This window comes from Sphingobium sp. RS1, assembly GCF_056156825.1.
Genome location: NZ_JBLZXE010000003.1, coordinates 204,706 through 216,316 on the forward strand (window position 1 = coordinate 204,706; position 11,611 = coordinate 216,316).

Genomic DNA, 11,611 nt, shown 5'->3' on the forward strand with positions numbered 1-11,611 from the left:
ACCCCTCCTGTTCAGCGGCTTACCAGCAAGAGGATCATGAACGCATATAGTCTGAGCAGCAGCCAATTCACGCCGGCGAAAATAAGACAGGCCGAAAGGAGTTTCAGCCAGTCCGATTTCAAATCCAGCAAGAAGAACTGGCGATAGGCGATGCCGACGATCAGAAATTTGACGGCGGGAACATAATATTGCGATGCCATCTTGTGCCACAGGATGAAACCCGGACTTCGCCAAATCAACGTCGGCATCAGGTTAATCATGATCAGTGCCAGCATGATCGCTTGACAGTAGATGGAAAGAATGGTCAGTTCGATCACGTTATAGCCCATCCGCTTGCGAAAGACGGTCCAGGCACCGACGAAGATGGCAAAGATGCCGAGCGAGAAGCTCCAATTGGCGTAGGCCATGACCCTCTGGGCCATGCGATCTACCACCACATCCCGTGTGTCTTGCGCATAATGACCGAAATATTGGTTGGTTACGAGCAGCAGCGCCAGCAAGGCGACCAGCGCCACCAGCATTTGAGCGGATGCATATGGGCGGCGCGGCGGCCCAGGACATAGGTTCGGGCCACGGTGCCCGGCGCCCGGAGCAAGTGCCACAATGTCCGCACCGACTGAAATTCGAACAGGCGCAGCCGTTCCCAGCCCTCATTGCGCATGTCCCGCCAGACGAAGCGCCGGGCTGCCTTCTCCCCGCATTGGCCGCAATAGGGGGTGGAGAGGTTGGCCCCACAATTGCGGCAGATGGGTTGGCGGAACCAGTCGTCGCTGACCGGTATATCGGGCATTGGATCAGTAGAGTTCGGATCGACCCGAAAGGCATTGGCGATATGGTGGCGAAAGCGCTGCATCCCATCCCCTCTTCGCGCCCATCGGTGGGGCCAGAGGGAAACGCGGCAGGATGGTCGCGGGTTGCAACCCGCGCTTCGGTTCAATCAGCGCAGTTCCTCCCACCCATTCACTGTCGTGCGATCGAGGGGAGCAAGGCCGGCGGCCGATCCGATCCGATCGATATAGTCGGCGATCCCGGCCCGCCGATCCGCATCGGCGACAACGGGGCGCCCGGGCGGCTCGAACCAGACCGGCAGGAAAGCGGTCTCCATCCGGCCGTCGTAATGGATACGGCAGCGACCGATCAGGCCGTTGACCGCTTCGGGATGGAAGGGTGCGAGCGAATAGGCCGGATCGGGTTCGAAACCGAACATTCTTTTCCGCCGCTCCGCCCATTCCGCGCGGGCCGGGTGATCCTGGGCTGGGGTCAGGGCATGGGTGACGACGCACCCATTGCCAAGGCCGTGGAAGATGGGCCGGTCGCGATGAAATTCGATGCCGCGCGCAATATGGGCGTGGTGGCCGACGACGATGTCGGCACCGGCGTCGACAGCCGCGTGCGCCAGGGCGCGCTCATAGGGGGCCAATGCCGCCGGGCGATGGGTGATCCCCTTGTGCAGGGCGACGATCAGGATGTCGGCCTGCCCGCGCGCGCTGGCGATGTCGGCCTGCATTTGAGCGAAGGAGGCGGGATCGACCTCGATCAGTTCGGCCTGTGGACGGCAGGGGCCGCCATCGCCGGCATGAATATTGACATAGGCGCTGCCGGCACGGTCTGCCGTTGCCCAACTGATTTCCGGGCCGACGCAATTATAGCTCAGCAGCGCGATACGCTTGCCTTCCCGCATCACGATGGCAGGCCGTCGGGCGAGAGGGAGTGTCGCGTCCGCGCCGTTATGGGCGATGCCGAGGCGGTCCAGTTCCGCATTGGTGTCTGCAATACCGATCGCGCCGCAATCGGCGATATGGTTGCCGGCCATGGACAGCATCATGATATTGGCGTGGGCAATGGCGGCAAGATGCGCCGGCTCCGCACCCGGGGCGGGGACATCGCCCTCCAGTTCTTCGCCGCGCAGCGTGTGCGGCACTTCCAGATGGCCGATGGCAAGATCGGCAGCGCGTGTGACGTCGGCGATGCCGGAGAGCCAATGGTCGGGTTCGGGCACGTCGAGGATGATGTCGCCCAGGAAAAGAATGTCGATCGGGCGGCTCATGCCACGGCTCCTTGCGCGCGCAACGTGGTGATATGATCCCCGGCATGGCCGAGCTCGGTGAGAATGGCGTCGGTATCGCCGCCGAGCGTCGGCACGACTGGCATTGCGACGGGATCGGTCGAAAAGCCTGCGCCCATGACCGTCAACGGCCGATCATGACCGGGCAGCGTGACGTCGTCCAGCGATCCGCGCTGCGAGAGATGGGGGTGTGCCACGATCTGACCGACGTTGCGGATCATGGCTGCTGGTACGCGCGCCTGCGTCAACCGAGCTTCCAGTTCTTCCGCCTGCCATTGGGCCAGTTGATCGGTCAGCCATGCCTTGACGAAGTCATAATGGAGCACGCGGGCGGCATGGTCGATAAAGGCCGGATCGGCAATCATATGCTCCTGTCCCAGCACGCGCAGCAGCGCTTCCACCTGCGTCTGGTGATTGGCGCCGAGCGCGATCCACCCGTCAGCGGTGGGGTAGAATTCGGACGTGGCGACCAAGCGGAAGCCCTTGTTGCCTGTACCATCCGGTGTGTGCCCGGTGTAGCTGTGCATCGCGACCGTCTGGTTGGCGAGTTTCAGCGCTGCATCCAGCATGGCGACATCGACATGCTCGCCCACCCCGCTTACATTCCGACGGCGCAGTGCGGCCATCACGCCGATCACCGCGACATAGCCGGTGAAGCTGTCGATGATAGGCAGGCCCAGCTTTCGCGGTTCGCCATCGACGGCGTTCAGCATGGCGATGCCCGACATGGCCTGCGCAATATGGTCATAAGCGCCCCAATCAGAGAGCGGACCGGTCTGGCCGAAGCCGGTGATCGAAACGATGATGAGGCGCGGGTTGCGATGATGCAGGGCGTCGACCGGGAAACCCAGCCTTGCAAGCACGCCGGGGCGATAATTTTCGACCAATATGTCGGCCTGCTCGATCAATTGCCACAACACGGCCCTTGCTTCATCCTGCTTCAGGTCGAGCGCGATCGAGCGCTTGCCGGCGTTGATCGAGGCGAAGGGCACGCTCATCAGCGGCTCGCCGGCATGTTCGGTATAGTGGCGGAAGCCGTCGCCCGTCCGTGGCGGCTCGACCTTCACGATATCCGCACCCATCTGCATCAGTGCATTGGTGCAAGTCGGGCCGGAAATGGCGTGGGTCAGGTCCACCACCCTGATGCCGTCCAGCGCGTTCATGCGGCCGCGCCCTGCGCGCTGGAGAAGAGGCCGGCGGCGGCGAAAGATTCCATGGTAGCTGCATCGAAACCGAGTTCGGCGAGGATGGCCTCATTGTCCGCGCCGGGCAGGGGGGCGGGACGATGATCGACTGATGGGCTGGCGGAGAGGTGGAAAGGCGTCCCGATCTGCTCGACGTTTTTATCGCCGACCGGCAGCGTGACATGCATGGCGCGTGCTTGTGCATGGGGATGGCGCAATGCTTGGGCGGCAGTCAGCACGGGCATCGCCTGTGTGTCGGCGGCGTCGAACAGGGCGAGCCAATGGGCGCGATCCTGCGTCGCGAACAGGGCGACCAGATCGTCATGTATGGCAGGGTGCGATGCCGTGTCGAATTGCCGGACGGCGTAGTGCGGCCGACCGACAGCAGCGCAGAAGCGTGCCCAATAGCGCGGCTCCATATCCGTGGTGCAGAGCCATTGTCCGTCCGCGCATTGCCAGACGCCCCCTTTTGGATGCCAACAGCCATCGGGCCAGCCGATTGCGTCCGGTTCCGACCGGCCAAGCTCGACCATCAGCAATGGCATCGCGGCATCGGTCATGGCGACATCGACATGCTGGCCTGTTCCGCTGGCGGCGCGGGCCTGAAGCGCCATGAGAATAGCGATCGTCGCATGGGCGCCAGCCAGGACATCGGCGACCTGCGCACCTGGCAGGGACGGGGTCGCCGTTCCGTTGAGGCGCGAGAGCGCTCCCGCCAGTGCCAGCGCGGCGGGATCATGGCCAGCGCGGCCGGCCAGCGGGCCGGTTTGCCCGGCAAAGGACACGGAGGCGTAAATAAGGCGCGGATTGATCGCAGTTGCTGCTTCATAACCAAGCCCCATCGCGTCCATGACGCCGGGGCGATAATCCTCAACCAATATATCCGCCCGCTCGATCAGCGCGCGCAGGACCGGCGCAGCATCGGTATGGCCGGGGTTGAGGAGCAGCGAGCGCTTATTGCGGGTGTAAGTCGGGCGCGCCCGGCGCAGCCTTTCGGCATCCTCGTCCCTGTCTGCGCCGAACATCGTGGCGGCCTTGGCCAGTTCGCGCGGATGTTCGATGCGGATCACGTCGGCGCCCATGTCGCCGGCTAGCCAGCCGAAATAGGCGCCTGGCAGGAAGCGGGAGAAATCGAGGACGGTCAACCCCTTGAGCGCGCTCATGCCGGGGTTTTCCGGTGCGCTGCCATCTGCATGCAAGGGCCGGCGATAAAGTCGGCGATCCGACGTTCCAGATCATCTGCGTCGGCGCGGTCCAGCGCGTAATTGTCAACGCCCAGTTCGAGCACGGGGATGCCGGCCGCGACCAGTGCCCGAAGCACGAAGGGGTCCGCGTCAGTCAGCGCGACTGCCCCGTCGATGCCATGAGTCTGCGCCTCATGCACATGCCAGGGCGCTGCCCAGCTTGGCATGCGCAGTTCATCGCCCATGGTCAGGAAGCGGGCCGCCAGTGCCCGCAGCGGATCACGTCCCCGATCGAAATTGCGGATATAGCCGTCCGCCGCGAGCGCCAGATACATAGACCAGACGAAGATCGCACCATGGCTCTCCTCCCATTTCTGGTAGAAACCGGTGTTGCTCCACAAGCCCCGCCCGACCCACATCAGGCGAACCCGTTCGTTCGGCACGGCGGCCTGATTTTGGGCAACGCGCGCCGCCACTTCTTCGTAAAAAGCCTTGGCCGCGTCCCGGCCCCAGACAGTGCCGCGATGCCATTGCGGTACCATGGTGGCGGGCATGCTGTCCACGATGCCGATCGGCGCCGGGATGGTCCGGGCGATCAGGTCGCGGGTCTTGCGATAATATTCTTCCTGTTCGTTGACGAGGTGCATGACTTCGATGAAGCGGGCTTCGTCGAAGCGACGACCGGTCCTAACCTCGATCGTGGCAATGACCTGGCGCAGTTCGGCGACGAGCAGGTCGAGCCGTTCCGGTTCCAGTACCTCATCCCATCGATCAGGCAAGATCTCCCACCAATCGGTGTCGATCTGCCAGCGGGGATCGACCGTGCGTTCGTAGAGCATGGGGGTCGCGCCGCTTTCCAGCGCCCATGCCTCGAAGATGCCCGGCGTTGCATCGCTGGAGGCGATCGCATGAACGAAATTCGGGCGCGGAAGGCCGCCCCATGGGGCCTGCTCGCCATCTTCGTCCAATGCGGCGGCCAGGCCTTGCGCACTATAGGCTTCGACATTGGTGGGATAATGGCGCGTCTTCAGCAGGTCGCGATAGCGGGCGCTCTGCTGCTTGGCGGCGACGATCGAGGCCCACCATTGGTTGACGACGAAGGGGACATCGAGCGCGCGCAATATTTCCTGCGGCGCGTTGGCATTGACCATCGCAAAGGGCGCGCCGGCGGCGACCTGCGCGCGCACCGATGCGAACCAGTCGCGCTGATAGTCGCCGGAGGAGGTGGAAGCGGTCAGAAGCTTGCGGCTGCGGGTCCTGGGCTGCGGAGCGGCTGCTTGCGTGCGGATGGAGCGGGCAGTGTGTTCGCCCCGTAACGCCTGGCGCAGCGTGCCGGCTGAATCGAGCGGGCATCGAACCGTCTGTACCGGGATCGGTTGCCCATGGAGCGCGGCGGCGTTCCAGGGGGCGGCTTCGTCCATGTCGATCGACAGGTGCAAGATGCCAGTAGCACCCCGGTCACGCGCGGCTTTGCCGGTCAGGTCGGCAGAAGAATCAGCGCTGCTAGGGGCTATGGGCACTGCCAGCGTCGGATCGGCCCAGTTCGCGATGCTACGTGGTGTTGGGCGTACGAACCGCACCATGCCCCATTCGTGGCTTTCGCCGACGATACGTAGCCCTTCGGCCTCGATCGCGTTGGCGTGCAGGTCGGTTTCCTGTGCGCTGCCGGCGACGACGACAGGCGTTCCGGTCAGAATCGGGAGTGAGGCGGCATCCTCGATCAGCGCATTGAGCAACGGCACCATTTCCCCAGGAGGCAAAATCGCGGTGCATCCGATCAGGTGGAGCATGTCCGTGCCGGATAGACGAGGCGCCGGACCGAACCGCAGGGCATCGGCCGCCCGCAACAGCGCCTGCACTTCGTCCGCTGCATCGGCGGCAATGCCAAGGTCCGCATCGGTGAAGTCACGACCGCCGGCCTGTGCCAGCCAGACGCGCAATTGGGCGAGGCGCTGGCCATTATAGGCGCGGCTCGACGGGCGATCGATATGCAGCAGGTCGAGCAGGGTGACGACGCGCGGCCCTGCCACGCCGAGGCGCGCATTTTCGCGCAGAGCCGAGAAGATTTGCGCCTGTTCCGCGTCCGCGCGGGTGAACAGCACGGGATCGGTCATCGCCGGGTCGAGCAACTGCTCCACCAGATGATGCGCGCGGCGACGGCCGGTCGATGGTCCCAGCAGCGCATCGGCGCGTGGGGTCGGATGGCCGGGCAAAGGCGCCATCCGTACGGGAGCGAAGCCTGCGGCTCTGAGCAGCGGCAAGGGCGCGTCGCTACCGATGATGCGCAGGACGCGATAGCCCTCGCTGCGTAGGCGGTCAGTGACGCCCGCCGGATCGCGATAGGCGGTGGCGGCGATGTCCAGAGCGCGCGCGGCGGTCATGTCAGATTACGCCGTCTGCGCGGAGCGCCGCGATACGGTCGGCGGAATAGCCGAGCTGGCGGGACAATATGTCGTCGCTATGCTGGCCGACCAGCACTGGCATCACATCGTCGAAACCGGTTTTCGCGCCCGAGAAAACGATCGGGATGCCGGCGGTGCGAAGGTCGATATGCGTGTCGTAGGCGGGATGCGCCACCTCCATCGTTTCGTGTCGGGCGACGACGCGCGGATCGACCAGCGCATCTTCGGGATGGCGCACGGGGGCGACGGGCACGCCCTCGGCCTCCAGCTTCGCGACCACTTCGCTGGTCGGCAGCGTGCGCGACCAGTCGTTGATGAGCGCTTCCAGCACGGTCGCATTGGCGACACGGGAGTCGCGGTTGGCAAAGCGCGGCTCCTGTCCCAGATCCGGACGACCCATGGCGCGGAACAGGCCTTGGGCCAGTTTTTCATGGACAGCGACCACGGCGACATAGCCGTCGGCGCATTCGAACACGCCGAAGGGCGAGAGGCGCTGAACCGTGAGGCCGGTGCGCGCCTGCATACCCGCGGCCGCCATGGCCGACCAATTCTCGATTGCGACGAAGCTGGTGAGCGCGCCCAGCATCGACACATCGATATGCTGGCCTTCGCCGGTGCGGTGGCGCTGTTCGAGCGCGGACAGGATGCCGATCACGGCAAAGACGGGTGCGAGCATGTCGGCGATCGGAATGCCGATACGGACGGGCGGTTCGTCGTGGCCGCCGCTGGCATACATGGCGCCCGACAGCGCCTGGATGATGATATCCATCGCCTTGCCGTCCGCCGCCGTCGCGCCGAAGCCGGAGAGGGAGCAGTAGATGACGCCGGGATTCTCCTGCTTCGCGACATCATAGCCGATGCCGAGGCGATCGGCGGTGCCGGCGGTGAAATTTTCAACCACAATGTCTGCGGTACGGACGAGGTCGCGGAAAACCTCCTGCGAACCCGGTTTCTTGAAATCCAGCGCCACGCCATATTTGCCGCGCGCGCGGGTCAGGTGCGACACGGAGATGTCGTCTTCGTGCCGCCGTTCGACCACGATGCCGTCGCGGCCGACATAGGGGCTGTTTTCGCGGGCGAGGTCGCCGCCACGTGGATCTTCGATCTTGATGACTTCAGCGCCGAGGCCGGCGAGCAGCAAGGTGGCATAGGGGCCGGCAAGGGCGCGGGTCAGGTCGATGACGCGCAGCCCTTCGAGCGGGCGCTGAGTGGGGTTGGGGGTGGGCGTGGTAGTCATGGCTGTTCCCCTGACGGCGCGGATCGCGCGCCTGTGTCGCATTGGGCGGCGGCGCCGCTGGTGATGAGATGCTGGGCGGCGCGGAAGACGGGCAGGCCGTCTATGCCGACGGATTGCAGGCGTTCCGCCTGTCCCAGCGCGTCCTTGTTGTAGAGGGCGTCGAAGCGTGTCTGCTCTTGAGCGGGCAGGGGCGCAAAATCGACACCGTCGGTCTTGCCGAAGGCGATACCGTCGGCTTCGGCCTTCAGCAATTCGCGGTTAAGTGCGGATTCCCAGTCCTTGCGCGAACCTGCGAGCAGCTTTTGTAGGTCGACCGGTAATTTCGCCCATGCCTTGTCTGAAATGGCGCGGGCGGGATAAGCGCCGCGGCTGAAACGGATAGCCGTGAAATGCTTGGCCACTTCGGAGAAGTGCAGGCTCTTGATCGTGTCGGCGGGCGCCAGAACGCCGTCGATCACGCCCTTGGCGAGCGCGCTATAGACTTCGCTCATCGGCATGTTCACCGGATCGGCGCCCAGTTCCTTGAGCACATCGACGGCGTCGCTTTGAGCACGCAAACGAAGCCCGCGAAAATCCTCCAGATGGCGGATCGGACGGTTGATGGTCAGCACGCCGGGGAAGTTGCCGCCCTGTACCGCCAGCACGTGCAGGCCGTGCAGTTCCTTGCCGAAACCGGGAAAGCGGCCGGCGAGGCAGTCATAGATGGCGATCTGTTCGCCGATATCGCGCACGCCGCCATAGAAGCCCGACTGGACTCGCAGCAGATGCGCGCCGCCCTTGGCATAAATGGGGGTGATGAGGCCGATATCGGCGATGCCGTGGCGGATTTCCTCCATGCTCATGTCGTTGGAGAGCAGGGCGCCGGACCAATAGGGGCGAAAGGCGATGCGGCCTTTGCTGGCTTTTTCGACCTGCGCCATCCATTCCTTGTCCGCCCGGCTGAACGGGTGGCTGGGCGGATAGGGGCTGGCATAGGTCAGCACATGCTCTGCCTGCTTCGGCACGGGCGCACAGGCCGTAAGTGCAAGGGCGGCGGCGAAGGGGATGAGGAAACGCATGGGATCAGCCCCCCGTCACGCTGGGCAGCCACAGGGTCAGCGCCGGAAAGGCGATGATGAGGCCAAGGTGGAAGAAGTCGGCGACGAGGAAAGGGATGATGCCGCGGAAGATCGCGCCGAGTGGTATGTCCTTGGCGATGCCCTGGATCACATAGACGTTGAGGCCGAGCGGCGGATGAACGAAGCCGATCTCCATCGTCCGGGTCAGGAAGATGCCGAACCAGATGGCGCTGTAGCCCAGTTCCTGCGCGATTGGCAGGAAGATAGGGGTGGTGAGCAGCATCAGGGCAAGGCCGTCGAGGAAGGAGCCGAGCAGCAGCAGGAGCAGCGCCATGACGATGATCGCCAGCACCGGGCTGGTGTGCATGTCGCGCACCGTTTGCGACATGAGGTCGGCGATGCCGGTGACGCTAATGAAGGTTGCGAACAGCACTGCGCCGATGATGACGACATAGATCATGCCCGCCGTGCGCAGGGTGGAGGCGACCGCTCCGCCAATCGCCTGCCGGTTGAAGGCGCCGCGCAGCGCGCAGATGCCGAGCGCCGCGACCACGCCGACGGAGGCGGCTTCGGTGGGGGTGAACCAGCCGATCATCAGGCCGCCGATGACAAAGATGACCAGTGCAATCACGTCGATGATGCGGCCGAGGCCGAGAATGCGATCGCGCCAGCCGATCCGTGCGGCCTTGGGCCCCAGCGCGGGGTAGAGGTGGCACAGGATGCTGATCGTCACCATGTAGAACAGCGCCTGGCTGAGGCCGGGGATGATCGACGCGGCAAACATCTTGCCGATCGACTGTTCTGCGATGATGCCGAACACGATGAGCGCGCCCGAAGGGGGGACGAGCGAACCCAGCGTGCCCCCGGCCGCCAGCGCACCGGCGGCGAACCCCGGCTGGTAATTGGCGCGGCGCATTTCCGGAAGGGCGGCAGCGCCGACCGTGGCGACGGTGGCAAGACTGGAGCCACTGATCGCGCCAAAACCGGCGCAACCTGCGATGGAGGCGAGGGCGAGGCCGCCTCGGCGATGGCCGACGAAGCGGGCGGCGACGTCAAAGAAGTCGCGGCTTGCCCCCGCAGCGAAACAGAGATGCGCCATCAGGAGGAAGAGGGGGAGGACGCCCAACTCATATTTCATCACCGTTTCGAAGCCGACGACGCCGCCCTTGATGATGGCGGCCTCGGGCGAGATCAGGATGGCGAGGCCAGCCAGGCCGACGCCGGCGAGGCCGACGCCGATCGGCACGCCGATCGCAAGCAGGCCAAGCAGGGCGACTATGCCCAAAAGGCCGATCAGTTCAGGCGTCATCGGGCGCTCCGGCGGAAAAGGGCGCGGGCGAAGAGCGCCGCGACGAAGAGCAGGGCCGCGATCTGGAGCAGGCGCAGCGGCGTGATGGGGATGTGGAGCAACTCGGTCCGCTCATGGCCGTGCCACAGGTCCGCGACCAGCCAGAGGCAGCCGGCGGCAAGCAGAATGAACAACGACATGGACAGTAGTGCAGCAATCTTCGCGAGCAGGGCGACGGCCGGTGCGCTGAGCCGTTCGGTCAGGATATGCACGGCGGCATGGGTGCCCTTGAGCGTCGCGAAGATCATGGCGGAAGAGGCGATGAGGACGATGCAGCATTGTACCACCTCGATCGAACCGAGCAGGGTGAAGCCGGCATGACGACCGAGCACGGCGATCGCGTCGGTCGCCATGGCGACGAACAGGCCGGTGCCGCCGACCAGAAAGGCCGCGCGGGTGGCGCCGCTTTCCGTCTGGGGCGTGGGCGGCGGTGCCTCCCCCGGATCGAGATCGTTCTGCATCTTCCTCTCCCTTAAGGCGGCCTTATTGACAGCCCGGCGGTTCGCCCGTCTAATGACTTGACGGGAAATATGGTAGAGAAATTCAACCTTCTGTCAACTACACTAATTTCAACGGCGGGAATTTTCGTGAAGCGCGTGGCAGGCAAGAAACCGGATCAGGATAATGGGGACTCGGGCGTCAGGCTGGGTCGTCTGGACGAGTTTATCGGCTTTCGCCTTCGGCGCATCCAGAACCAGCTGTCGCGCGATTTTGCGGCAGCGACGGCAGAGCGTAATTTGCGGTCAGGCCTGTTTTCCTCACTGGCGATCGTGGCCGCCAATCCCGGCATTTCCCAGAATGAATTGTCCCGTGCCGTAGGCCTGGACAAGTCGATTACGGTCCAGATTGTCGACGATCTGGAGGCGCGTGACCTGGCGCGGCGGGAACGGTCGCCTACCGATCGGCGGCGCCACGCTCTCTTTGCCACCGAGTCGGGCCAGGCCTATCTGGACGAACTGTTCGATACGCTGGCGAAGACCGAGGATGCCGTACTGCACCAGTTGACCAAGGCGGAACTGGCGCTGCTGCGCGAACTGCTCGACCGTATGTATGAAGCCTATGACGAGCAAGGGATCACGCTCTGAGGGCGAGTACAATATGGTTTGAAAAAATGATGGTTGACAAAATCAACG

At 64.4% G+C, this 11,611-nt stretch carries 11 protein-coding genes; 1 reads left to right on the forward strand and 10 read right to left on the reverse strand.

Features of this window, described 5'->3' with window-relative positions:
- Window positions 1–11: 11 nt before the first annotated feature.
- From ACNHGR_RS20990 to ACNHGR_RS21035, 10 genes are all read right to left on the reverse strand, one after another.
- On the reverse strand, window positions 12–521 hold the full coding sequence (locus ACNHGR_RS20990; protein WP_475288699.1) for a hypothetical protein: 510 nt from the start codon (window positions 519–521) through the stop codon (window positions 12–14).
- Entirely contained in the window at window positions 479–853 is a 375-nt protein-coding gene (locus ACNHGR_RS20995; protein WP_475288701.1) for a DUF3667 domain-containing protein, read from the reverse strand. Before ACNHGR_RS20995 ends, ACNHGR_RS20990 begins: the two co-directional genes overlap by 43 nt.
- A gap of 84 nt (window positions 854–937) precedes the next feature.
- Window positions 938–2,047, reverse strand: coding sequence for a CapA family protein (locus tag ACNHGR_RS21000; RefSeq protein WP_475288702.1), 1,110 nt, complete (start codon window positions 2,045–2,047; stop codon window positions 938–940).
- Window positions 2,044–3,228 (reverse strand): CaiB/BaiF CoA transferase family protein, encoded by a 1,185-nt coding sequence (locus tag ACNHGR_RS21005; RefSeq protein WP_475288703.1) that lies wholly within the window; start codon window positions 3,226–3,228, stop codon window positions 2,044–2,046. The genes ACNHGR_RS21000 and ACNHGR_RS21005 overlap by 4 nt, the downstream gene beginning before the upstream one ends.
- Window positions 3,225–4,412, reverse strand: a complete 1,188-nt coding sequence (locus ACNHGR_RS21010) for a CaiB/BaiF CoA transferase family protein (protein ID WP_475288705.1) — start codon at window positions 4,410–4,412, stop codon at window positions 3,225–3,227. The genes ACNHGR_RS21005 and ACNHGR_RS21010 overlap by 4 nt, the downstream gene beginning before the upstream one ends.
- Complete coding sequence (locus ACNHGR_RS21015; protein WP_475288706.1) at window positions 4,409–6,814, reverse strand: 2-hydroxyacyl-CoA dehydratase; 2,406 nt, start codon at window positions 6,812–6,814, stop codon at window positions 4,409–4,411. The genes ACNHGR_RS21010 and ACNHGR_RS21015 overlap by 4 nt, the downstream gene beginning before the upstream one ends.
- A gap of 1 nt (window position 6,815) precedes the next feature.
- Window positions 6,816–8,072 carry a CaiB/BaiF CoA transferase family protein gene (locus tag ACNHGR_RS21020; RefSeq protein ID WP_475288707.1) on the reverse strand — a complete coding sequence of 419 codons (1,257 nt, stop codon included), beginning with the start codon at window positions 8,070–8,072 and terminating at the stop codon, window positions 6,816–6,818.
- The gene (gene dctP / locus ACNHGR_RS21025; protein WP_475288708.1) at window positions 8,069–9,130 is read right to left on the reverse strand and encodes a TRAP transporter substrate-binding protein DctP; all 1,062 of its coding nucleotides are present in this window, start codon (window positions 9,128–9,130) and stop codon (window positions 8,069–8,071) included. Before dctP ends, ACNHGR_RS21020 begins: the two co-directional genes overlap by 4 nt.
- 4 nt (window positions 9,131–9,134) lie before the next feature.
- Window positions 9,135–10,439 carry a TRAP transporter large permease gene (locus tag ACNHGR_RS21030; protein WP_475288709.1) on the reverse strand — a complete coding sequence of 435 codons (1,305 nt, stop codon included), beginning with the start codon at window positions 10,437–10,439 and terminating at the stop codon, window positions 9,135–9,137.
- Window positions 10,436–10,939 carry a TRAP transporter small permease subunit gene (locus ACNHGR_RS21035; protein WP_475288711.1) on the reverse strand — a complete coding sequence of 168 codons (504 nt, stop codon included), beginning with the start codon at window positions 10,937–10,939 and terminating at the stop codon, window positions 10,436–10,438. The genes ACNHGR_RS21030 and ACNHGR_RS21035 overlap by 4 nt, the downstream gene beginning before the upstream one ends.
- 126 nt (window positions 10,940–11,065) lie before the next feature.
- Between ACNHGR_RS21035 and ACNHGR_RS21040 the strand changes: the two genes are divergently transcribed.
- Window positions 11,066–11,563, forward strand: coding sequence for a MarR family winged helix-turn-helix transcriptional regulator (locus ACNHGR_RS21040; RefSeq protein WP_475288712.1), 498 nt, complete (start codon window positions 11,066–11,068; stop codon window positions 11,561–11,563).
- Window positions 11,564–11,611: the final 48 nt, after the last annotated feature.